24 protein-coding genes and 1 pseudogene are annotated in these 22657 nt (G+C 60.7%); 11 read left to right on the top strand and 14 right to left on the bottom strand.

Annotated features, from left to right (window positions below):
* Positions 1–60 precede the first annotated feature (60 nt).
* The 3 genes from rpoZ to TU82_RS11435 all read right to left on the bottom strand — a co-directional run bounded on the left by rpoZ (position 61) and on the right by TU82_RS11435 (position 1986).
* Positions 61–324 carry a DNA-directed RNA polymerase subunit omega gene (gene rpoZ / locus TU82_RS11425; protein WP_003176920.1) on the bottom strand — a complete coding sequence of 88 codons (264 nt, stop codon included), beginning with the start codon at positions 322–324 and terminating at the stop codon, positions 61–63.
* A 167-nt stretch (positions 325–491) separates the two neighbouring features.
* Positions 492–1112: a guanylate kinase gene (gene gmk / locus TU82_RS11430; protein ID WP_003213284.1), complete on the bottom strand. Its 621-nt coding sequence runs from the start codon at positions 1110–1112 to the stop codon at positions 492–494.
* A gap of 10 nt (positions 1113–1122) precedes the next feature.
* Entirely contained in the window at positions 1123–1986 is an 864-nt protein-coding gene (locus TU82_RS11435) for a YicC/YloC family endoribonuclease (protein WP_057723311.1), read from the bottom strand.
* Between the two features lie 286 nt (positions 1987–2272).
* Here TU82_RS11435 and rph point away from each other — a divergent pair, with 286 nt between their 5' ends.
* Both rph and TU82_RS11445 read left to right on the top strand, forming a co-directional pair.
* Positions 2273–2995, top strand: coding sequence for a ribonuclease PH (gene rph, locus TU82_RS11440; protein ID WP_016975928.1), 723 nt, complete (start codon positions 2273–2275; stop codon positions 2993–2995).
* A gap of 22 nt (positions 2996–3017) precedes the next feature.
* Positions 3018–3386, top strand: a complete 369-nt coding sequence (locus TU82_RS11445) for a DUF4870 domain-containing protein (RefSeq protein WP_057723312.1) — start codon at positions 3018–3020, stop codon at positions 3384–3386.
* 60 nt (positions 3387–3446) lie between these two features.
* Here the strand turns inward: TU82_RS11445 and TU82_RS11450 are convergent, their stop codons facing one another.
* Positions 3447–4226 (bottom strand): catabolite repression control protein Crc, encoded by a 780-nt coding sequence (locus TU82_RS11450; RefSeq protein WP_003195493.1) that lies wholly within the window; start codon positions 4224–4226, stop codon positions 3447–3449.
* An 82-nt stretch (positions 4227–4308) separates the two neighbouring features.
* Here TU82_RS11450 and pyrE point away from each other — a divergent pair, with 82 nt between their 5' ends.
* Entirely contained in the window at positions 4309–4953 is a 645-nt protein-coding gene (gene pyrE / locus TU82_RS11455; RefSeq protein WP_057723313.1) for an orotate phosphoribosyltransferase, read from the top strand.
* A 117-nt stretch (positions 4954–5070) separates the two neighbouring features.
* Here pyrE and argB read toward each other — a convergent pair whose 3' ends face one another.
* The 4 genes and pseudogenes from argB to coaBC form a co-directional block, all read right to left on the bottom strand.
* Positions 5071–5976 carry an acetylglutamate kinase gene (gene argB, locus TU82_RS11460; protein WP_015886532.1) on the bottom strand — a complete coding sequence of 302 codons (906 nt, stop codon included), beginning with the start codon at positions 5974–5976 and terminating at the stop codon, positions 5071–5073.
* Positions 5977–5995: 19 nt separating this feature from the next.
* A pseudogene (locus TU82_RS11465) lies at positions 5996–7411 on the bottom strand (phosphomannomutase/phosphoglucomutase); the annotation flags it as partial.
* A gap of 246 nt (positions 7412–7657) precedes the next feature.
* Positions 7658–8113 (bottom strand): dUTP diphosphatase, encoded by a 456-nt coding sequence (dut, locus tag TU82_RS11470; protein WP_057723697.1) that lies wholly within the window; start codon positions 8111–8113, stop codon positions 7658–7660.
* A gap of 5 nt (positions 8114–8118) precedes the next feature.
* Positions 8119–9327 carry a bifunctional phosphopantothenoylcysteine decarboxylase/phosphopantothenate--cysteine ligase CoaBC gene (gene coaBC, locus TU82_RS11475; protein WP_048723622.1) on the bottom strand — a complete coding sequence of 403 codons (1209 nt, stop codon included), beginning with the start codon at positions 9325–9327 and terminating at the stop codon, positions 8119–8121.
* Positions 9328–9481: 154 nt separating this feature from the next.
* Here coaBC and radC point away from each other — a divergent pair, with 154 nt between their 5' ends.
* Positions 9482–10156 (top strand): RadC family protein, encoded by a 675-nt coding sequence (radC, locus tag TU82_RS11480; protein WP_057723315.1) that lies wholly within the window; start codon positions 9482–9484, stop codon positions 10154–10156.
* Positions 10157–10209: 53 nt separating this feature from the next.
* Here radC and TU82_RS11485 read toward each other — a convergent pair whose 3' ends face one another.
* The gene (locus TU82_RS11485; RefSeq protein ID WP_057723316.1) at positions 10210–11802 is read right to left on the bottom strand and encodes an ABC transporter substrate-binding protein; all 1593 of its coding nucleotides are present in this window, start codon (positions 11800–11802) and stop codon (positions 10210–10212) included.
* A 458-nt stretch (positions 11803–12260) separates the two neighbouring features.
* Between TU82_RS11485 and rpmB the strand changes: the two genes are divergently transcribed.
* The gene (gene rpmB, locus TU82_RS11490; protein WP_003176907.1) at positions 12261–12494 is read left to right on the top strand and encodes a 50S ribosomal protein L28; all 234 of its coding nucleotides are present in this window, start codon (positions 12261–12263) and stop codon (positions 12492–12494) included.
* An 11-nt stretch (positions 12495–12505) separates the two neighbouring features.
* Entirely contained in the window at positions 12506–12661 is a 156-nt protein-coding gene (gene rpmG / locus TU82_RS11495) for a 50S ribosomal protein L33 (protein ID WP_003176906.1), read from the top strand.
* A gap of 71 nt (positions 12662–12732) precedes the next feature.
* Here rpmG and TU82_RS11500 read toward each other — a convergent pair whose 3' ends face one another.
* Positions 12733–13095 carry a cupin domain-containing protein gene (locus tag TU82_RS11500; RefSeq protein ID WP_057723317.1) on the bottom strand — a complete coding sequence of 121 codons (363 nt, stop codon included), beginning with the start codon at positions 13093–13095 and terminating at the stop codon, positions 12733–12735.
* A gap of 230 nt (positions 13096–13325) precedes the next feature.
* Here TU82_RS11500 and TU82_RS11505 point away from each other — a divergent pair, with 230 nt between their 5' ends.
* The gene (locus tag TU82_RS11505; RefSeq protein ID WP_057723318.1) at positions 13326–14819 is read left to right on the top strand and encodes an aldehyde dehydrogenase; all 1494 of its coding nucleotides are present in this window, start codon (positions 13326–13328) and stop codon (positions 14817–14819) included.
* Positions 14820–14940: 121 nt separating this feature from the next.
* Here TU82_RS11505 and TU82_RS11510 read toward each other — a convergent pair whose 3' ends face one another.
* A complete protein-coding gene (locus tag TU82_RS11510) occupies positions 14941–16509 on the bottom strand; it encodes a phospholipase D family protein (RefSeq protein ID WP_057723319.1) in 1569 nt (522 codons plus the stop codon).
* A gap of 62 nt (positions 16510–16571) precedes the next feature.
* Positions 16572–17996, bottom strand: coding sequence for an aminotransferase-like domain-containing protein (locus TU82_RS11515; protein ID WP_057723320.1), 1425 nt, complete (start codon positions 17994–17996; stop codon positions 16572–16574).
* A 165-nt stretch (positions 17997–18161) separates the two neighbouring features.
* On the opposite strand from TU82_RS11515, the gene TU82_RS11520 reads away from it, so the two are divergent.
* Positions 18162–18386 (top strand): DUF1127 domain-containing protein, encoded by a 225-nt coding sequence (locus TU82_RS11520; protein WP_057723321.1) that lies wholly within the window; start codon positions 18162–18164, stop codon positions 18384–18386.
* A gap of 1 nt (position 18387) precedes the next feature.
* On the opposite strand, the gene TU82_RS11525 is transcribed toward TU82_RS11520, so the two are convergent.
* On the bottom strand, positions 18388–19680 hold the full coding sequence (locus tag TU82_RS11525; RefSeq protein ID WP_057723322.1) for an NAD(P)/FAD-dependent oxidoreductase: 1293 nt from the start codon (positions 19678–19680) through the stop codon (positions 18388–18390).
* 114 nt (positions 19681–19794) lie between these two features.
* On the opposite strand from TU82_RS11525, the gene TU82_RS11530 reads away from it, so the two are divergent.
* The gene (locus TU82_RS11530) at positions 19795–20148 is read left to right on the top strand and encodes a YkgJ family cysteine cluster protein (RefSeq protein WP_057723323.1); all 354 of its coding nucleotides are present in this window, start codon (positions 19795–19797) and stop codon (positions 20146–20148) included.
* Between the two features lie 198 nt (positions 20149–20346).
* Here TU82_RS11530 and TU82_RS11535 read toward each other — a convergent pair whose 3' ends face one another.
* Complete coding sequence (locus TU82_RS11535) at positions 20347–20835, bottom strand: Lrp/AsnC ligand binding domain-containing protein (RefSeq protein WP_003176896.1); 489 nt, start codon at positions 20833–20835, stop codon at positions 20347–20349.
* 156 nt (positions 20836–20991) lie between these two features.
* Between TU82_RS11535 and dadA the strand changes: the two genes are divergently transcribed.
* On the top strand, positions 20992–22293 hold the full coding sequence (gene dadA / locus TU82_RS11540; RefSeq protein WP_057723324.1) for a D-amino acid dehydrogenase: 1302 nt from the start codon (positions 20992–20994) through the stop codon (positions 22291–22293).
* Positions 22265–22618, top strand: a complete 354-nt coding sequence (locus tag TU82_RS11545; protein WP_057723325.1) for a RidA family protein — start codon at positions 22265–22267, stop codon at positions 22616–22618. Before dadA ends, TU82_RS11545 begins: the two co-directional genes overlap by 29 nt.
* Positions 22619–22657 lie beyond the last annotated feature (39 nt).

Here is a 22657-nt window from a genome sequence, read left to right on the forward strand (position 1 = left end):
AGTGTGAACTCCTGCCGAAGGCTGTGACCCCGCGCCGTGCTACGTCGACCTGGCATAGGCTTAGACGGCCTCGTTGGACTCGTCCTCGAACGCTGCAAACAGCGGTTCGTCTTCAACGATTTCAGCGTTGGCGATGAACTCGTAGCTCATCAGGCCTTCAGCGATTTCACGCAGGGCCACAACGGTAGGCTTGTCGTTTTCCCACTGGACCAGGGGCTCTTTGCCGCCAGTGGCCAGTTGACGGGCACGCTTGGTAGAGAGCATGACCAGCTCAAAGCGGTTATCCACGTGTTCTAGGCAGTCTTCAACGGTTACGCGGGCCATGGTATTCCTCGGAGCGAATGCAAGATGCGCGCTGCCCGGTTGGGCGAGCGGACTGAGCAGTTTAAAAAATCACCAGCGTTTAGGGAAGCGCTGATTTTTCTCAGGCCCTCGCAAAACCGCTACAAGTGCCAATGTAAAGCCCTTGCAGCGGTTTTGGGAAGGGCCAATCAGCCGAGCAGTTCGGCCAGTAATTTGCCGAAACGCTGCTGTTGGCGCTTTTGCTGCAGCTGGTTGGCGCGGAAAATCGCCTTTAAATCATCCAGTGCGTGGGCAAAATCGTCATTGATGATCAGGTAGTCGTAGTCGACGTAGTGGCTCATTTCGCTGACGGCTTCACGCATGCGGCCTTCGATGATCTCGTCACTGTCCTGGCCGCGGTTGGTCAGGCGCTGGTGCAAGGCTTCAAGCGAAGGCGGCAGGATGAAGATCGAGCGCGCCTTGGGCATCAGCTGGCGTACCTGTTCGGCGCCCTGCCAGTCGATTTCCAGGATCAGGTCATGGCCTTCATCCAGTGTCTGCTGCAGGTGGCTTTGCGAGGTGCCGTAGAGGTTGCCGAACACTTCGGCGCGCTCCAGGAAGTCACCGTGTTCGATCATCTTGACGAACTCGGTACGCTCGACGAAGTGATAGTGCACGCCGTTCACTTCACCCGGGCGCATGGCGCGGGTGGTGTGGGACACCGAGATGCGGATCTGCTCGTCAGCGTCGGTCAGGGCCTTGACCAGGCTGCTCTTGCCCGCGCCCGAAGGGGCGGAAATGATGTAAAGGGTGCCGGTGCTATGGGTCATGGAGGTTGCCTTACTCAATATTCTGTACTTGTTCGCGCATCTGCTCGATCAACACTTTGAGGTTGACCGCCGCCGTGGTGCTGCGCGGATCGAACGCTTTGGAGCCCAGTGTATTGGCTTCGCGGTTGAGTTCCTGCATCAGGAAGTCCAGGCGCCGACCGGCGGCACCGCCCGACTTGAGCACGCGGCGTACTTCAAGGATGTGCGTGCTCAGGCGGTCGAGCTCTTCGGCAACGTCGCTTTTTTGGGCCAGCAGCACCATTTCCTGTTCCAGGCGTGTGGGGTCGAGGTCGGCTTTCATGTCGGTGAAGCGGTCGAGCACCTTCTGGCGCTGGGTGGCGAGCATCTGCGGCACCAGCTCGCGCAGGGTGACCACGTCTTCTTCAATGGAGGTCAGGCGCTCGCTGATCAGGCGCGCCAGTTCGGCGCCTTCGCGCTCGCGGCCGGCCTTGAGTTCCTTCAAGCCCTGGTTGAACAAGGCGAGGGCTTGCGCGTTGAGGGCCTGCGGGTCGGTGGCGTCGGCCACCAGCACACCGGGCCAGGCCAGCACTTCCAGCGGATTTAGCGCGGCAGGCTGCTTGATCAGGCCGGCGATGGTCTCGGCGGCGGCGACCAGTTGCGCCGCACGGTCGCGGTCGACCTGCAGCGGTTTGCCGGTGGTTTCTTCGGTAAAGCGCAGGGTGCATTCCAGCTTGCCGCGGGAAATGCCCTGGCGCAGCGCTTCACGTACGGCGCCTTCGAGGTCGCGGAAAGACTCGGGCAGGCGCAGGTGCGGCTCCAGGTAACGGCTGTTGACCGAGCGCAATTCCCAGCTGAGGGTGCCTTGGGCGCCGGCTTTTTCGACACGGGCGAAGGCGGTCATGCTGTGCACCATGGAGGTACCTCGCGTTGGATAAATAGAAAGTGGTCAGGCTGACCTATAGGAGCGAGCTTGCTCGCGAAGAACGCAAGGGCACCGCGCTGAATCAGGAAGGCCCCGTATTCGTTGACGTTTTTCGCGAGCAAGCTCGCTCCTACAATCTGAAGGCGCAGGATTGTAGCGCAGTGGGAGGGGGGCGCCCAAACGCGCGCATTCGTAACCGGATTTTTAGAAGTGCCGCGAATCCGCTGGCGGCTCTATAATGCTCGGCAGTTTTTCGTCCCCCGTACAGGAATTCCCTATGAAACGTCCAAGTGGTCGCGCTGCCGATCAGCTCCGCTCGATCCGCATCACCCGCAACTACACCAAACACGCCGAGGGGTCTGTACTGGTCGAGTTTGGTGATACCAAGGTGATCTGCACCGTCAGCGTCGAGAACGGCGTGCCGCGTTTCCTCAAGGGCCAGGGCCAGGGTTGGTTGACCGCTGAGTACGGCATGCTGCCGCGTGCCACCGGCGAGCGTAACCAGCGTGAAGCCAGCCGTGGCAAGCAGGGCGGGCGTACCCTGGAAATCCAGCGCCTGATCGGTCGCTCCCTGCGCGCAGCCCTGGACATGTCCAAGCTGGGCGACGTGACCCTGTACGTCGATTGCGACGTGATCCAGGCCGACGGCGGCACCCGTACCGCGTCGATCACCGGCGCCATGGTGGCTTTGGTCGACGCATTGAAAGTGATCAAGAAGCGCGGTGGCCTCAAGGGCGGTGACCCGCTCAAGCAAATGATCGCCGCCGTTTCGGTCGGCATGTACCAGGGCGAGCCTGTGCTGGACCTGGACTACCTGGAGGACTCGGCTGCCGAGACCGACCTGAACGTGGTCATGACCAGCACCGGTGGTTTTATCGAAGTGCAGGGCACCGCCGAAGGCGCGCCATTCCAGCCGGCCGAGCTGAACGCCATGCTGGCCCTGGCGCAGAAAGGCATGACCGAAATCTTTGAACTGCAAAACGCCGCACTGGCTGACTAAGCCGGTCCAGAGGAGAAGCGCCATGAATGACAGCCAGTTGCCGGTTCCGGCACCGTCCAGGGAAGTGCGCCAGTTGGCGATGTTGTGTCATTTCGCGGCGTTTGCAGGGTTGGTATTCCCCTTCGGCAGTTTGTTGGGGCCGCTGATCCTGTGGCAGTTCAAGAAGGACGTGGACCCGCTGATCGATGATCAGGGCAAGGAAGCCCTGAACTTCCAGATTACGGTGGCGATCGCCTGGCTGGTATGCCTGTTGCTGGGTTTCGTGGTCATCGGCTTTTTGTTGATGACCGTGCTGGTGATTGGCGCACTGATACTGACGATCATTGCCGGTATCAAGGCGAATAAGGGTATTGCCTACCGTTATCCGTGGACTTGGCGCCTGATCAAGTAAGCGGGTTGCCCACAAAAAAACCGACATCACTGTCGGTTTTTTTGTGCCTGGAGAAAGACCTCAGATGGTCAAGGTCCAGTCGTAGTCCACGATCAGCGGCGCGTGCTGAGAGAAGCGCGGCTGGCGCGGCAAGCGCGCACTGCGCACGAACCGGCGCAGGCCCGGGGTCAGCAGCTGGTAGTCGAAACGCCAGCCCAGATTGAGCATTTCGGCCTGCTCGTTATCCGGCCACCAGCTGTACTGGTCGCCTTCACGGCTGACTTCGCGCAGGGCGTCGACATAGCCCATGTTGCCGACAATCTCGTCCATCCAGGCCCGTTCCGGCGCCAGGAAGCCCGGGGATTGCTGGCTGTCGCGCCAGTTCTTGATATCCAGCTTCTGTTGCGCCACGTACAGCGAGCCACAGTAAATGTACTCGCGACGTTTGCGTCGCTGTTTATCCAGATAACGGGCGAAATCGTCCATTAGCTTGAATTTCTGGTTCAAGTCTTCATCGCCGTTCTGCCCCGAAGGAAGCAGCAAGGTCGCGATGCTGACCTTGTCGAAATCTGCTTGCAGGTAGCGCCCGTAGCGGTCGGCTGTCTCGAAGCCGAGGCCGCTGATGACCGCCTTGGGTTGCAACCGCGAGTACAAAGCCACGCCACCTTGGGTGGGCACTTCGGCATCGCAGGCATAAAGGAAGTAGCCATCCAGTTGGAAGGCTGGGTCGTCCAGTTCAAAGGCGGAGGCGCGGGTGTCCTGCAGGCAGATGACGTCGGCATTCTGTGCTTGCAGCCAACTGAGCAAACCACGCTCGACTGCAGCCTGAATACCATTAACGTTCACACTGATGATCCGCATAAATGGCCCCAAAAATCGCGTGCGTGTATGATACACGCCGTCTACCTAATTAGCTAAATCCGTGGTATCTGAGGCTTTTTTCATGCAGGCGTATCAACGCGATTTCATTCGTTTTGCCATCGATCGCGGGGTTTTGCGCTTCGGTGAGTTCACCCTCAAGTCCGGGCGCACCAGTCCGTATTTCTTCAATGCCGGCTTGTTCAACTCGGGCTCGGCCCTGGCTCAACTGGGTCGTTTCTACGCGGCAGCTATCGTTGAGAGCGGTATTTCCTTCGACGTGCTCTTTGGTCCGGCCTACAAGGGCATTCCACTGGCGGCTGCGACAGCGGTGGCCCTGGCGGAACATCACGGGCAGGACCTGCCGTGGTGCTTCAACCGCAAGGAAGCCAAGGCCCATGGCGAAGGTGGCAGCCTGGTCGGCGCGCCGTTGACTGGCGATGTGCTGATCATCGACGACGTGATCACCGCCGGCACCGCGATCCGTGAAGTGATGCAGATCATCGCGTCCCAGGACGGCGCCAAGGCGGCGGGCGTTCTGATCGCCTTGAACCGTCAGGAGCGTGGCAACGGCGAGTTGTCGGCGATCCAGGAAGTGGAGCGTGACTTCGGTATTCCGGTGGTGAGCATCGTGTCGTTGAACCAGGTGTTGCAGTTCCTTGAGGATGATCCGCAGCTCAAGCAGCACTTGCCGGCGGTCAAGGCATACCGCGAGCAGTTCGGCGTCTGATATAGCAAGTAATGTGGGAGGGGGCTTGCCCCCGATAGCGATGGATCAGTGCTGGATACTCCAACTGATACGCCGCCATCGGGGGCAAGCCCCCTCCCACATTTGTTTTCAGCGTTTTTAAGGACGCTTGCGATTACTGATCAGCGTGCCTACACCCGTATCGGTGAAGATTTCCAGCAGGATCGCGTTCGGCACCCGGCCATCGAGAATCAGCGAGCTGCCGACGCCGCCTTGCACGGCTTCCAGCGCGCAACGGATTTTCGGCAGCATGCCGCCGTAGATGGTGCCATCGGCGATCAGTTCGTCGACTTGTTGCGTAGTCAGGCCGGTCAGCACCTTGCCTTCCTTGTCCATCAGGCCGGCGATGTTGGTCAGCAGCATCAGCTTTTCAGCCTTCAGCGCCTCGGCCACCTTGCCCGCAACCAGGTCGGCATTGATGTTGTACGACTCGCCATTGGCGCCCACACCGATGGGGGCGATCACCGGGATGAAGTCACCCTTGACCAGCAGGTTGAGCAGATCGGTGTTGATGCCGATCACTTCGCCCACCTGGCCGATGTCGATGATTTCCGGTTGGGTCATCTCCGGCGTCTGGCGCGTCACGGTCAGTTTTTTCGCGCGGATCAGTTCCGCGTCCTTGCCGGTCAGGCCGATGGCGCTGCCGCCGTGGCGGTTGATCAGGTTGACGATGTCCTTGTTGACCTGGCCACCGAGCACCATCTCCACCACATCCATGGTCTGCGCGTCAGTGACGCGCATGCCATCGATGAAGTGACTCTCGATCGACAAACGCTTGAGCAGATCGCCGATTTGCGGCCCACCGCCGTGGACGACAACCGGGTTGATCCCCACGGCCTTCATCAGCACGATGTCGCGGGCAAAGCCGGTTTTCAGCTCGTCGCTTTCCATGGCATTGCCGCCGTACTTGATCACCAGCGTCTTGCCGACATAGCGTCGAATGTAGGGCAACGCTTCGGACAGGACCTTGGCGGTGTTGGCAGCGGCTTCGCGTTCGAGGGTCATTCAGGGCTCCGGTAAAAAATCAGAACGGTAATTGGAGATCAGGGGCAACACGTTTCAACTGGACGTGGAACACGTCCTTGATGCGCTGCAACTCGGCCTCGGTATCCGCCTCGAAACGCAGGACCAGCACCGGTGTGGTGTTGGACGCGCGAACCAGGCCCCAGCCTTTGGCGTAATCGACTCGCACACCATCAATGGTGGTCAGGTTGGCGCCTTCACCCCATTGCGCATCGTGCAATGCGTCAATGATGCTGAATTTGCTCTCTTCGGTCACATGTATATTGATCTCTGGTGTAGAAATGTCATTCGGGAAGGTCTGGAACAGCTCCTCAGCGGTGGATTTTTCCTTACTGAGGATCTCCAGCAGACGCGCGGCGCTGTAAATGCCGTCGTCAAACCCGAACCAGCGTTCTTTGAAGAACACGTGACCGCTCATTTCGCCAGCGAGCAAGGCGCCGGTTTCCTTCATTTTCTTTTTGATCAACGAGTGACCGGTCTTCCACATTAGCGGGCGACCGCCGTATTCCTTGATCAGGGGTGTGAGGCGACGGGTGCACTTCACGTCGAAGATGATTTCGGCGTTGGCGTTGCGCGCCACCACGTCACGGGCGAACAGCATCAACAGGCGGTCCGGGAACACGATCTCGCCTGTCTCGGTCACCACGCCCACGCGGTCGCCGTCGCCGTCGAAAGCCAGGCCGACGTCGGCGCCCACTTCCTTGACCTTGGCGATCAGGTCCACCAGGTTTTCCGGTTTGCCCGGGTCCGGGTGATGGTTGGGGAAGTTGCCGTCGACATCGCAGAACAGCGGGATGACTTCGCAGTTCAGGGCTTCGAGCAATTGCGGAGCGATCACGCCGGCCGCGCCGTTGCCGCAATCCACCACCACTTTGAGGCGGCGGGCGAGCTTGACGTCGCGGGTGATCTCATCCGAATAGCGCTGCAGGATGTCGACCTGGGTGATGCTGCCGGTGCCGCTGGTCAGGTCGTTGGTTTTCAGCCGAGTGTGCAGGGCCTGGATCTGTTCGTTGGCGAGGGTGTCGCCGGCGATGACGATTTTGAAGCCGTTGTAGTCCGACGGATTGTGGCTGCCGGTCAGCATGACGCCGGACTTGCCGGCCAGAACGTTGGCGGCGTAATACAGCGCAGGCGTGGGTACCAGGCCGACGTCGCTGACGTGGCAACCGCTGTCGGCCAGGCCCTGGATCAGTTGTTCCACCAGTTCCGGGCCGGACAGGCGGCCGTCACGACCTACCGAGACATTCGGCTCGCCCTGGGCCAGGCTCTGCGAACCGATGGCGCGGCCGATCCAATAGGCAGTTTCGGCGGTCAGGGTCTTGGGCACCACGCCACGAATGTCATAGGCACGGAAGATGCTGTCGGGAAAGCTCGGGGCTACGCGGGCTGCGGTACTCATCGCGGGGGGAAACTCCATCTGAAAGGGGGCAAGGCTGGCCTGATGTGGCTGGCCGGCAGGCTCAAACTGAAGGGTATGACGACGTTTTCGGCAGAGAGTTCGTGGTGTAAAAGTGCCATCGGCGCCTCGGTCCTGCGCGCATATCTGCGTAACTTGTTGATTTTATTTAATAAAATCCGCTGATAATTTTCGCGCATTCTTCATCCTGAAAAACCTGGCGGTGGCGTCTGGCCGGGCAATTGCACCCGGCCCTGTTCAGCTTAGTCAGTGACTGCCGGAATGCCCGAAACCACCTGCGCCGCGCTGGGTTTCGTCGAATTCCTGCACCAGTTCGAACTGCGCCTGGACCACCGGCACCAGCACCAGTTGGGCGATGCGCTCGCCAACCGCGATGTTGAACGCGGTCTGGCCGCGGTTCCAGCACGACACCATCAATTCGCCCTGGTAGTCGGAGTCGATCAGGCCCACCAGATTACCCAGCACGATGCCGTGTTTGTGGCCCAGGCCGGAGCGCGGCAGGATCAGGGCTGCCAGCCCCGGGTCGCCGACGTAGATCGACAGGCCGGTGGGAATCAGGAGCGTCTGGCCCGGCTCGAGGACTGTGTCCTGCTGGAGCATGGCGCGCAGATCCAGGCCGGCGGAACCTGGGGTGGCGTAGGCCGGAAGTGGGAATTGGCTACCAATGCGTGGGTCGAGGATCTTGGCTTGCAAAGCGTGCATGGACATTAAACCTGGTTCAGCCGTTGGGCGATAAAAGAGATCAGTTGGCGGGCAATCTTGCCTTTGCTGGTCTGGGCGAAAACGGTGGCGTGCAACTCACGGTCGATCACGCTGATGGCATTTTCCTCACTGTTGAAGCCGATGCTCGGGTTGGCGACATCATTGGCAACGATCAGGTCGAGATTTTTGTCTTTCAACTTGCGTGCGGCGTAGTCCAGCAAATGTTCGGTCTCGGCAGCGAAACCGACGCTGAACGGACGATCCGGACGTGTGGCGATGGTGGCCAGGATATCCGGGTTGCGCACCATTTGCAGGAGCAGACCATCACCGCTTGTAGGGTCTTTCTTGAGCTTTTGCGGCGCAACCACTTCCGGCCGGTAGTCCGCAACCGCTGCCGAGGCGATGAACAGGTCGCACGGAATGGCCGCCTCACAGGCCGCCAGCATGTCCCGGGCGCTGACTACGTCGATTCGGGTAACACGATCGGGCGTCGGCAAATGCACCGGGCCGGTGATCAGGGTGACACGTGCGCCTGCCTCAACCGCAGCTTCAGCCAGGGCAAAGCCCATTTTTCCTGAGCTATGGTTGGTGATGTAGCGCACAGGGTCGATGTTTTCCTGGGTCGGGCCAGCGGTGATCAGTACGTGTTTGCCGGTCAAGGCCAGGTGCTGGAAGCACTCGGCGGCACACAGCGCCAGGTCGGTGGCTTCGAGCATGCGGCCCATGCCGACGTCGCCGCAGGCCTGGCTGCCGGACGCCGGGCCGAAAACCTTGAGGCCACGGCTTTGCAGGAGCTGGGTGTTGGCCTGGGTGGCCGGGTCGCGCCACATGGCCTGGTTCATCGCCGGGGCGATGGCGACGGTGGCGTCGGTGGCCAGTACCAGGGTGGTCAGCAGGTCATCGGCGATGCCCTGGGCGAGGCGCGCGATCAGGTCGGCGGTGGCCGGCGCGATGAGCACCAGGTCGGCCCATTTGGCCAGTTCGATATGGCCCATGGCAGCTTCGGCTGCCGGGTCCAGCAGGTCCAGGTGAACCGGGTGGCCGGACAAGGCCTGCATGGTCAGCGGGGTGATGAACTCACTGCCACCACGGGTCATGACCACGCGCACTTCGGCGCCCTGGTCCAGGAGCCTGCGAACCAGCTCTGCGCTCTTGTAGGCGGCAATGCCGCCGCCGACGCCGAGAACGATGCGTTTCCGATACAGACGCTGCATTGGTTTGCCTTTCCAGTTCAGTGAAGCCAGTTCAGTGACGCTTGCGATGACCCCTCCCCAGGTGAAATCGCAGGCAAAAAAGAGGGCCTACGATAACACAGCGTCCGTCCGGCAACAGCGGCGCATATGGCGTACATCATGGAAGGGAGGTGGGATGAGTATTCGCAATTGGCCTGCTGCCGAGCGGCCGCGAGAGAAGTTGTTGGAATGGGGCGCGGCCAGTCTGTCCGATGCCGAATTGCTGGCGATCTTCCTGCGCACCGGGGTATCCGGCAGGAGCGCCGTGGACCTGGCGCGCCACCTGTTGACGCAATTCGGTGGCCTGCGCCCGCTGCTGGAGGCCAGCCAGGCGTTGTTCAATCAGCAGTTGGGCCTGGGGCCGGCAAAATTTGCCCAATTGCAGGCGGTGCTGGAAATGTCGAGGCGCCATATGGCCGAGCGCCTGCGCAACGATTCGGTGCTGGAAAGTCCGCTGGCCGTGCGCGAATACCTCAAGGCGCTGCTGCGTCATGAGTCCCACGAGGTGTTTGGCTGCCTGTTTCTCGACTCCAAGCATCGGGTGCTGGGTTTCGAGGCGCTCTGCGAAGGCACCATCGATACCGCCCTGGTCTATCCCCGGCAAGTGGTCAAGCGCGCGCTGGCGTACAACGCGGCGGCGTTGATCCTGTGCCACAACCATCCCTCGGGAAGCGTGGATCCAAGCCCCGCTGATCGAAAACTGACCAAAATTCTACAAAAGGCCCTGGAAATGGTGGACGTGCGGGTGCTGGATCACATCATCGTGGGCGATGGTGATCCATTGTCGATGGCGGAATACGGATGGATGTGAGGGCAGCTGCAAGTTTAAAGCTGCAAGCCACAAGTCGGCTTGCAGCTTGCGGCTTAAGGCTTGAGGCTGACTCTGGAATAATCCTGCCGGCCAAACGGGCTCACCTGGTAGCCTTCGACATTCTTGCGCGTCAGGGCAAATGCTGTGGGGTGCGCCAGGGGCAGCCATAGGGCCTGCTGCTGGATCTGCGCCTGGGCCTGCTGGTAAAGCTTGCTGCGCACGCCCTGTTCGCTGGTGGTCTTGCCGGCGCTGATCAGCTTGTCCAGCGCGGGGTCGCAGTAGCGGGCGAAATTGGTACCTGACTTGACGGCAGCGCAGGAAAATTGCGGGGTAAGGAAGTTATCCGGATCGCCATTGTCACCGGCCCAGCCCATGAAGAGCAGGTCGTGCTCGCCGGCCTTGGCGCGGCGAATCAACTCGCCCCATTCGATCACGCGGATGTCGGCCTGGATGCCGACCTTGGCCAGGTCGGCCTGCAGCAGTTGCGCGCCAAGATTCGGATTGGGGTTCAGCAGGCTTCCGGTAGGACGGGTCCAGATGGTGGTTTTGAAGCCGTCCTTGAGGCCGGCGCGGTTCAGCAGTGCCTTGGCTTTGGCAAGGTCTTGTGGATAACCTGGCAAATCCTTGGCGTAGCTCCAGGTATTGGGTGGGTAAACACCATTGGCCGCTTCGGCGGTGCCTTCGAATACGGCCTTGAGGTAGCTGCCTTTGTCAAAGGCCAGGTTGATCGCCTGGCGTACTTCGGGCTTGTCCAGCGGCGGATGCTGGCTGTTGATGGCGACGAAGGCGGTCATGAAGGCAGCGGTTTTTTCCACCTTCAGGGCCGGGTCTTTTTCCGCCTCGCCCACATCCAAGGGCTTGGGCGAAAGGGCGATCTGGCATTCATCGCGATGCAATTTCTGCAGGCGCACATTGGCATCCGGCGTGATGGCGAAGATCAGGTTATCCACGGTCGGTTTGCCGGCGAAGTAGTCCGGGTTGGCCTTGTAGCGCACCACCGCATCCTTCTGGAAGCGCACAAAAACGAACGGGCCGGTACCCACGGGCTGGCTGTTGAGTTTTTCCGGAGTGCCGGCCTTGAGCAGTTTGTCGGCATATTCGGCCGGGTAGATCGAGGCAAAGCCCATGCTCAATGCTGCAAGAAAGGTGGAATCGGCGTGATCCAGTGTGAAGCGCACCGTCAGCGGGTCGAGGGCATCGATCTTCTTGATCAGCGCCGGCAGTTGCAAAGATTGCGCGTGGGGGAAGCCGCTCTGGGCGATCTTGTGCCACGGGTTGGCCGGGTCGAGCATGCGTTCGAAGCTGAAGCGCACGTCTTCGGCCGTCAGGGTGCGGCTCGGGGTGAAATACTCGGTGCGATGGAATTTCACGTTCGGGTGCAATTTGAAGGTGTAAGTCAGGCCATCCGGGGAGACGTCCCAGCTGTCCGCCAGGCTCGGCACCAGCTTGCCGGCGGTTGCGTCGTAGTCCACCAGGCGGTTCATCAGCACGTCCGCCGAGGCGTTTGTGGTGGTCAGCGAGTTGTATTGCACCACGTCGAACCCTTCGGGGCTGGCCTCGGTGCAGACGCTCAAATGGGTGGCGGCAACGGCCATTGGCGCGATAAATAAGGGGGCTAGCAATAGCGGTAGGGCAGCGAGGCGCATATTCGGTTTCCTGTGCAGATCGAAGGCCCATCTGCGAGTGCAGTCTGGAAAAGGCCTACCGTAGTGGCCTGTTGATTAAATGACTAGCCTATTTTTGCCTGTGCTTTTGCTCAAAATGCTGTTTTGATGGCGCCTCAGCGCGTTTCAACGTGCAGGTTCGAGTACCTGCAGGCGCTGAAAATCATTCTGTGCGACGAGCGGTCGGCTGTTACGGCGGCCCCTCCTGGCAACGGTTCAGGCGGCAATAGCCGAGATTTGCCCAGGTAAAAACACACTCGCTGTTGTTGCACCTGGGTCTTTCTGGTATAAAGCAGCGCTCTTTTCTAGGGGCCCGGTTCCTTCGCTTGTAGGTGTAGCCGGTAAGACCCTAAAGAAACGCGGCGCCTGGCGCCAAATGACTGAGAGATTAAGCGGCCAACCCATGCCGGGTTGGGCATGTGGTTTTAGAGGGCTGAGGCATGTCGAGAGTCTGTCAAGTTACCGGTAAGGGTCCGGTGACTGGGAATAACATTTCCCACGCAAATAACAAAACCCGTCGTCGTTTCCTGCCGAACCTGCAGCATCACCGCTTCTGGGTTGAAGAAGAGAAACGTTTTGTTCGCCTGCGTGTATCTGCCAAAGGCATGCGTATCATCGACAAGCGTGGCATCACTGTCGTGCTGGCCGAAATCCGCGCCGCCGGCAAGATCTAAGGAGCTCTATCATGCGTGAATTGATTCGAATGATCTCTAGCGCCGGTACTGGTCACTTCTACACTACCGACAAGAACAAGCGTACTACCCCGGACAAGCTCGAAAAGAAAATGTTCGACCCGCGCGTTCGCAAGCACGTGATCTACAAAGAAGGCAAAATCAAGTAATTGATTTTCTTCCTTGTGAAAAAAAGCCCGTATCTCACGATACGGGCTTTTTTTTGCCTGGGATGTGCTGATCAGGCTTTCTGTTCGAACACCACGTAGATCTTGCGGCACGCTTGCAGCACTTCCCAGGTGCCGCTGAAGCCGGCCGGGATCACAAAGCGGTCGCCGGCGCGCAAGGTTTTGGCATTGCCCTGGGCATCGCGAAGTACGGAAACCCCCTGCACGATCTCGCAGTATTCATGCTCGGTGTAATTGACTGTCCACTGCCCGACTTCGCCTTCCCAGACGCCCGCGTTCATTTGTCCGCATGGGCTGTTGTAATGGTTGTAGACCGTCTGTTCGGGATCGCCCTTGAGGATTTTCTCGGCAGCAGGGCGATAGCGGTCGGGGGCGGTGTTGGCTTGGCTGAAATCGACGATGTCCTGGATGCTCATGTGCTTGTCCCGTCTGGCCTGCGGTTGGGGAGCCCAAAGTCTATGTTTATTAAAATGAACATCGCAAGGGCGTTTACCGCCGTTATGTCAAATATATTGAAACATCACCAGCCGCTGGTTTAGGGTGGCAGCTGCCTTGCGCCGAACAGATGGCTGGCGGGCAAGAATTCTTTGAGGTTGCCGGGGGTACATCCACCTGGCCCTCTATTCAATAAGAGGAGGACACTCGCATGACCACCCTGACCCGTGCCGACTGGGAGCAACGCGCCAAGGACCTGAAAATCGAAGGCCGCGCTTACATCAATGGTGAATACACCGCCGCCGTTTCCGGTGACACGTTCGAATGCATCAGTCCGGTCGATGGCCGTCTGCTCGCCACCGTGGCCAGCTGTGACGCCGCCGACGCCCAGCGCGCCGTGGAAAACGCCCGTGCCACTTTCAATTCCGGTGTCTGGTCGCGCCTGGCACCGGCCAAGCGCAAGTCCGTCATGATCCGTTTCGCCGCGCTGCTCAAGGCCAATGCCGAAGAGCTGGCGCTGCTGGAAACCCTGGACATGGGCAAGCCGATCAGCGATTCCCTGAACGTCGACGTACCCGGCGCGGCAAATGCCCTGAGCTGGAGCGGCGAGGCCATCGACAAGATCTACGATGAAGTGGCGGCCACGCCCCATGACCAACTGGGTCTGGTGACCCGTGAGCCCGTCGGCGTAGTCGGTGCGATCGTACCGTGGAACTTCCCGCTGATGATGGCCTGCTGGAAACTCGGCCCGGCGCTGTCGACCGGTAACTCGGTGATTCTCAAGCCGTCCGAAAAGTCTCCGCTGACCGCCATCCGCGTCGCCGCCCTGGCCGTTGAGGCCGGCATTCCAAAAGGCGTGTTCAACGTACTGCCGGGCTACGGCCACACCGTGGGTAACGCGCTGGCGCTGCACATGGACGTCGACACCCTGGTCTTTACCGGTTCCACCAAAATCGCCAAGCAGCTGTTGATCCGCTCCGGCGAATCGAACATGAAGCGCGTGTGGCTGGAAGCCGGCGGCAAGAGCCCGAACATCGTGTTTGCCGATGCGCCGAACCTGCAAGCCGCCGCCGAATCCGCCGCCAGCGCCATTGCCTTCAACCAGGGCGAAGTCTGCACCGCCGGTTCGCGCCTGTTGGTGGAGCGTTCGATCAAGGACACCTTCCTGCCGCTGGTGATCGAAGCCCTCAAGGGTTGGAAACCCGGTAACCCGCTGGACCCCGCCACCAACGTGGGTGCGCTGGTGGACACCCAGCAGATGAACAACGTGCTGTCGTACATCGAAGCCGGTCATGCCGATGGCGCCAAGCTGGTCGCCGGGGGCAAGCGCACGCTGGAAGAAACCGGTGGTACTTACGTCGAACCGACCATTTTCGACGGTGTGACCAACGCCATGAAAATTGCCCAGGAAGAAATCTTTGGCCCGGTTCTGTCGGTGATCACGTTCGACAGCGCCGAAGAAGCCATCGCCATCGCCAACGACACTCAATATGGCCTGGCCGCGGCGGTGTGGACGGCGGACATTTCCAAGGCGCACCTGACGGCCAAGGCCCTGCGTGCCGGTAGCGTGTGGGTCAATCAGTACGACGGCGGCGACATGACCGCTCCGTTCGGTGGCTTCAAGCAGTCGGGTAACGGTCGCGATAAATCGCTGCACGCGTTCGACAAATACACCGAGCTGAAGGCGACCTGGATCAAGCTCTAACTCTGCTGGAAATAGTGCAGGGGCAAATGTGGGAGGGGGCTTGCTCCCGATAGCTTAGTGTCAGTGGCTGCATCGGGTGACTGACACACCGCAATCGGGGGCAAGCCCCCTCCCACATGGGTTAGAGCATGCGCTCCAGGCCGACGCTGGTCGCGAACCACGCATTGAACCGTCGCCACCAACTGCCGGGCTCCCGGGTCAGGGTGTGCAACTGGCCGTTATCTTCGGTCTCCCACACGATCTGCCCGTCCTGCAATTTCGCCTCGTAGCTCAGCGCCGGCGCCATCCCTTGCAACGCCAGGTTGCGTACGTGTTCCGCCAGTTCCGGGCTGTCCACCAGCACGCCGACTTCGGTGTTCCACAGCACGGAGCGCGGATCGAAATTGAACGAGCCGATGAACGACTTTTCCCGATCGAAAATCATCGCCTTGCTGTGCAGGCTGGAGTCTGAGCCGCGAAAGCTGCCTCGACGAAACAGGTGCGGCCCGCTGGTCGCGCTGGGGTCGCCAGGTTGCCGACGCAGCTCATAGAGTTTCACGCCATGCTCGAGCAGCGCCTTGCGGTAGGGCGCGTAGCCGCCATGCACGGCCGGTACATCCGTAGCTTCGAGGGAATTGGTCAGCAGATTCACCGACACGCCCGCATCGGCGCGGCCGGTCAGGTACACCAGCCCGGGCGGCCCGGGAACGAAGTACGCCGAAATCATGATCAGCTCACGGCTGACGCCATCCAGCTCCGGCGCCAGTTGCGTGGTGAGGAGCAATTGCGGGTCCGGGTCAGCCTTGGCCAGCACCTTGCTCGGGGCATCCCACAGCGCCTGGTTCCACGCCCAGATCAACTCGCGACGCCAGATATCCATGCGCGGCTGGGTCTGGTAGGTGCGCAGGCGGTTATACAGGGCGTGGTTCTGCTGGCGCGATTGGGTCAGCGAGGCCTCCAGGCGCCCACGCGCCACAGCGAGGTCGATCCTGGAAGGCATGGTTGAGACAAACTCATCGATAGGCTTGCTCAGCGCGCTGTTCCAGTACTGATCGAAACTGTGGCCCAGTTGCTCGGCCACCGGTCCGACGCTGAGCATGTCGATATCGGTGAAATTCAGGTTGGGTTCGGCATCGAAATACTCATCCCCCAGGTTGCGCCCGCCGACGATCGCCACACTGTTGTCGGCCAGCCACAGTTTGTTATGCATGCGCCGGTGTTGCAGCGACAGGTTGAACAGGCGCCCCATGGCGCGAGTCACCCCGGTACTGCGCCCCAGGTGCAGCGGGTTGAACAGGCGAATGTCGATGTTGGGATGGGCGGCAAGCGTGGCGATGATCTGGTCGAGCCCGTCGCTGGTGGTGTCGTCCAGCAGGATGCGCACCCGCACGCCGCGGTCGGCAGCCTTGAGCAGTTCGTCCACGAGCATGCGCGTGCTGATGCCGTCGTGCACGATGTAGTACTGCAGGTCGAGGCTGGTCTGGGCGTTGCGGATCAGCTCGGCGCGGGCCATGAAGGCTTCGCTGCTGTTGGGCAGCAGGCGAAAGCCCGAGCGGCCCTGATACGCTGCCGCCTGGGCCTGGATCGAACGGCCGAAGGAGGACTGTGCCGCCGGCAGCGCATCAGTGGGCACGCGCGGCGTGTAGGCCGTCGCGCAGCCACCCAGTGCCAGCGCTCCCGTCAGGACAAGCGGTAAAAGCCGTTGAATCATCAAGGAAGCGGCATCCAGGTCAGGGCGTTTGTCGGCATATGACGGCAATTGCTCGGAAAAGGTCAGTCCGCCGTTTCGGCCAGCAGGGCGTGCGCAGCGGTACCGACCTTGCGCACCGCCTCCTCGATCTGCGGCGTCGATTTGGCAGCGTAGTTCATGCGCAGGCAATTACGGTATTTGCCGGAGGCAGAAAAGATGCTGCCTACCGCCACCTGCACGCCTTGTTCCATCAGGGCGCGGTTGAGCTTGAGCGCATCGAAGCCCTCCGGCAATTCTATCCACAGCATAAAACTGCCCTGGGGCCGGCTGGCGCGCGTACCGGCGGGGAAGTAGCGGCTGACCCAGTCGAGCATCAGGTCGCGGTTACGCTGATATTGCGTGCGCATCCGGCGCAAATGCGGTTCGAAATTGCCACCTTTGAGAAATTCTGCGATTGCGATCTGCGGCTGGGTGGCGGTCGAGCCGGTGCTGATGTATTTCATGTGCAGCACCCGGTCCAGGTAGCGTCCCGGTGCGACCCAGCCGATGCGCAGGCCGGGTGCCAGGGTTTTGGAGAACGAACTGCACAGCAGCACCCGGCCGTCTTCGTCGAAGGATTTGATCGTGCGCGGGCGCGGGTAGCTGTAGGCCAGTTCGCCATACACATCGTCTTCGATGATCGCCACGTCAAAGCGCTGGGCCAGGGTCAGCAGTGCGCGTTTGCGCGCCTCCGGCATGATGTAGCCCAATGGGTTGTTGCAGTTGGGGGTGAGCTGGATGACTTTGATCGGCCACTGTTCCAGCGCCAGTTCCAGGGCTTCAAGGCTGATGCCGGTGATCGGGTCGGTGGGGATTTCCAGGGCTTTCATGCCCAGACCCTTGAGGGTCTGCATGGCGCCGTGGAAACTTGGCGAGTCCACCGCAACGATATCGCCGGGCTCGCAAATGGCGCGGATGCTGGCGGACAAGGCTTCGTGGCAACCGGTGGTGATGACGATGTCCTCGGCCGTCAATTGGCAGCCGGAATCCAATGACAGTCGCGCAATCTGCTCGCGCAATTCCATACAGCCAAGAATGTTGTCGTAATACAGTCCCGGCAGGTCCTGGCGGCGACTGACGCGAGCCAGGCTGCGAAGCAATGGTTTGAGGGTCGGCGACAACACGTCCGGCATGCCACGGCCCAACTGTATGGTGCCCTTGCGCGGCACGGCACGAATCAATTCCAGTACCTGATCCCACTGCGAAATTTCCACCGGTCGCTGGGCCGGGCGACCCACCTCGGGCAGCGCCGGCAGTTCACGCCCTGGCGGCACAAAATAGCCGGACTTGGGCTTGGGCATCGCCAGGCCGTTGTCTTCCAGCAATCGGTAGGCTTGCTGCACCGTGCTCAGGCTGACCCCGTGCTCCACACTCAATGCGCGTACGGAAGGCAGGCGGTCGCCGGGGCGATAAAAACCTTGTTCGATGCGTGTGCCCAGCAATTCGGCGAGGTTGACGTAAAGGGTCACAGCGGTCACTCCCAAGGGACCAGTACAGATAGCATGAAAATACAGGATTCAGCCGCACATAGGCAGTGTCTGTATGGATTTAATAAAGATAGGTTGAATCTGTATTGGTTTTGCTCGCGCGCTCATTCTAGTCACTCAAGGCAGCAAGCCAACGAGGGACGGCAAATGAATGGCATGAGCGATGTGCGGTTGGCGTTACACAGCCAGGAATTGGAAGCAGGGCAGGAGCGGGCGCTGACAGTGCCCGGCGACAACCGCTGGAGCCTGTTCTGGCGCCGCCGTCATACACGCAAGGTCCTGCTGACGCTGACGCGCGAGCAATTGCGCGACGTGGGGCTGACGGCGGAACAGGCGCGCCATGAAGGCTTGAAGCCTTTCTGGCGCGATTGATTCAGACCAGTTCCTTGAGGCGGTGCCAGAGCATCCCAAGGGCCAGCAGCGGCGAGCGCAGGTGTTTGCCGCCAGGGAAGGTCATGTGCGGCACCCGGGCGAACAGGTCGAAGCGCCCTTGTTGCTGGCCGCTGATGGCTTCGGCCAGCAACCGACCCGCCAGGTGCGTAGCGTTGAGGCCATGGCCTGCATACGCCTGGGCGTAATACACATTGGGGTGCTCCGCCAGGCGTCCGATCTGCGGCAACCGGTTGGCGCCGATGCCGATCATGCCGCCCCACTGGAAGTCGATCTTCACATTGGCCAGTTGCGGGAACACTTGCAGCATCTTTGGCCGCATATAGGCGCCAATGTCGCTCGGGTCACGCCCGGAATAGTGGCAGGCGCCGCCGAACAGCAGGCGGCGATCGGCGGACAGGCGGAAATAGTCCACCGTTACCCGCTGGTCGCACACCGCCATGTTCTGCGGCAACAGGCTGGCGGCTTGCGCTTCACTCAGGGGTTCGGTGGCGATGATGTAGCTGCCGGCGGGCAATATCTTGCCACTCAAGTGCGGGTTGAGGCCGTTGAGGTAGGCGTTGCAGGCCAGCACCAGGGTTGTTGCATGTACCTGGCCCTGAGCGGTGTGCACCTTGACCTGCGTGCCGTAGTCGATGCGCGTCACTTCAGACTGCTCGAACAGCTTCACGCCCAATCGTTGGGCAGCGCCGGCTTCGCCCAGGGCCAGGTTCAGCGGATGCAAGTGCCCGGAGCCCATGTCGATCATCCCGCCCACATAGCGGTCGGAACCGATCACGCTGGCCATTTCGTGGGCTTGCAGCAGGCGCACTTGATGGCGATAACCCAGGCTGCGCAGTTCTTCGGCGTCTTCGGCGAGGCCTTGCAGGTCGCGGGGCTTGTTGGCGAGGTCGCAGTAACCCCAGGTCAGGTCGCAGGGGATCTGGAAGCGCTCGACACGCTCGCGCACGATCTCCACCGCTTCCAGGCCCATCAATTTCATCTGGCGCACGCCGTCGGTGCCGATCACCTTGGCGAACTGGTCAAGGCCATGGCCGACGCCGCGAATCAGCTGCCCGCCGTTACGCCCGCTGGCACCCCAGCCGATTTTGCGCGCTTCCAGCAGCACCACGCTGAAGCCGCGCTCTGCCAGTTCCAGCGCGGTGTTGAGCCCTGAATAGCCCCCGCCAATCACGCAGACATCGGCACGCACCTCACCCATCAACGCCGGGTAATCGGGGTGCGGCACGCTGCTGGCGGCGTAGTAGGACGCGGTGTGCCGAGCGCTGGCAGTCATGGGGGCCTCCCTGTTTGGAAAATTTGACGCAGGATACAACGGTCGGGCGAGGCTGTCTGCGCGGGGCGATTTGAGTCAGAATCCACGCCTATTCGCCGTTCGGTATGTGTTTCGATGAGTTGCAACAGTCAGACAATCAGCGCGCTGCGCAGGCAGATTCCTTCGTTCGAGTGTGTCCCCGGCTGCCACGACTGCTGTGGGCCGGTGACCACTTCGCCCGAGGAAATGTCGCGCCTGCCGCGCAAGACGGCTGCCGAGCAGGACGCGGCCATGGATGAGCTCAATTGCGTGCACCTGGGGCCCAACGGTTGCACCGTGTATGACGAGCGTCCGCTGATCTGTCGCCTGTTCGGCACGACCGAGACCTTGCCGTGCCCCAATGGCCGACGGCCGGTGGAGTTGATTCATCCACGGGTTGAAAAGCAGATTCACGCGTACATGGCGAACACTCGGCAGGTGCTGGTGTAGTGGATGTACTGGGTCAATGTGGGAGGGGGCAAGCCCTAATGCGGTCTGTAGGAGCGAGCTTGCTCGCGAAAAGCGTCAATGATAACGCGTGCTTTCAGAATGAACGCGGTGCCTGTGAGTTTTTCGCGAGCAAGCTCGCTCCTACAGACGGTCATTAGGGCAAGTCCTTCCCACATTTGAAAGCGTTGTGCCAGTGAGTCAGTCAGGAATTGGCAAGTTCAGGCTCTCCTTCACCTCTTCCATCACGATATAGCTCTTGGATTCGCGCACATGGGGCAATTTGAGCAGGATATCGCCGAGTAATTTGCGGTACGAAGCCATCTCGGAAATCCGCGCTTTCACCAGATAGTCGAAATCCCCGGACACCAGGTGACACTCCAACACATGCGGCAGTTTGAGCACCGCTCGGCGAAACTCTTCGAACGTATCGCCGGACTTGTAATCCAGGCTGATCTCGACAAATACCAGCAAACTCCCTTTCAAATGCTGCGGATTGAGCCGGGCGTTGTAGCCCATGATGATGCCTTCGCGCTCCAGTCGACGTACCCGCTCGGTACAGGGCGTCGTCGACAGCCCGACCTTTTCCCCCAGCTCCGTGAACGAAATGCGCCCATCGGTTTGCAGGATGCGCAGGATATTGCGATCGATCTTGTCCAGCTCCCGCTTGGTCTGGGTGTTGGTACGCATAGGGGATACGCCTCTGTAAAAAGCATTTGTGCCGAGAATTGTCGCCAAATATAGGCATTTATATAGTGAAATGCACTGGTGATTGTTTTTTACACTGCGCTCATCATTGCTCGAATAACACACGTCAGCGGCTCAGCCCGTGATGAGGATATAAAAATGCGCGTTCTGGTCTTGGGTAGCGGCGTCATTGGCGTGACCAGTGCCTACTATTTGGCTCGGGCCGGCTTTGAAGTCGTGGTGGTCGACCGTCAACCCGCCGCCGCCATGGAGACCAGTTTCGCCAATGCCGGCCAGGTATCCCCAGGCTATGCGTCGCCCTGGGCCGCGCCGGGCGTGCCGCTCAAGGCGATCAAATGGCTGCTGCAGCGCCATGCGCCGCTGGCAATCAAGGCCACCGCCGATATCGACCAATACCTGTGGATGGCGCAGATGCTGCGCAATTGCACTGCCAGCCGGTATGCGGTGAACAAGGAGCGCATGGTCCGCCTCTCCGAATACAGCCGCGACTGCCTTGACGAACTGCGCGCTGAAACCGGAATTGCCTACGAAGGGCGCAGCCTGGGGACGACTCAACTGTTCCGCACCCAGGCCCAGCTTGATGGCGCGGCCAAGGATATCGCCGTGTTGCAGGAGTCCGGCGTGCCTTTCGAATTGCTCGACCGTGCCGGCATCGCCCGGGTCGAACCGGCCCTGGCCAACGTCACCGATATTCTGGCCGGTGCCCTGCGCCTGCCCAACGACCAGACCGGCGACTGCCAGATGTTCACCACGCGCCTGGCCGATATGTGCAAGCAGTTGGGTGTGGAGTTCCGTTTCGAACAGGACATCCAGCGCCTCGATCATGCCGGCGACCGCATCAACGGCGTGTGGATCGACGGCAAGCTGGAGACCGCCGACCGCTACGTGCTGGCGCTGGGCAGTTATTCGCCGAAGTTGCTCAAGCCGCTGGGGATCAAGGCGCCCGTGTATCCCCTCAAGGGCTACTCGCTGACCGTGCCGATCACCAATCCCGCGATGGCGCCTACCTCGACCATCCTGGACGAAACCTACAAAGTCGCGATCACCCGTTTCGACAACCGCATTCGGGTTGGGGGCATGGCTGAGATCGCCGGTTTTGACCTGTCGCTCAACCCGCGTCGGCGTGAAACCCTGGAGATGATCGTCAACGACCTTTATCCTCAGGGCGGCGATTTGGCCCAGGCCAGTTTCTGGACCGGCCTGCGCCCCACCACACCCGATGGCACACCGATTGTCGGTGGCACCCCGTTCAGGAACCTGTTCCTGAATACCGGTCACGGCACCCTCGGCTGGACCATGGCCTGCGGCTCCGGTCGTTTGCTGGCGGACCTGATGGCGAAGAAAACGCCGCAGATCAGCGCCGAAGGCCTCGATATTTCCCGTTACGGCAATCACCAGGAGTCCGCAAAACATGTCCATCCAGCGCCAGCTCACCAATGAGCGCATGAGCCAGATCGTTGTTCACAGCGGTACCGTGTACCTCGCGGGCCAGGTGGGCGACGACATGAGTGCCGGCATTGAGCAGCAGACCCGTGAAACCCTGGCCAACATCGAGCGTCTGCTGGACCTGGCGGGCACCGACAAGACCCGCTTGCTGTCGGTGACGATCTATTTGAAAGACATCGACGCCGACTTCGCCGGTATGAACGCGATCTGGGACAAGTGGTTGCCCAAAGGCGCCGCGCCGGCGCGCGCCACGGTTGAAGCCAAGCTGTGCGAACCGGATATCCTGGTAGAGCTGTCCGTCGTGGCCGCGCTGCCTTAGAAACTAATCCCTCTCCCGGGCCGACGTTGTTGGTCGGCA

Source organism: Pseudomonas orientalis, assembly GCF_001439815.1.
GTDB lineage: Bacteria > Pseudomonadota > Gammaproteobacteria > Pseudomonadales > Pseudomonadaceae > Aquipseudomonas > Aquipseudomonas orientalis.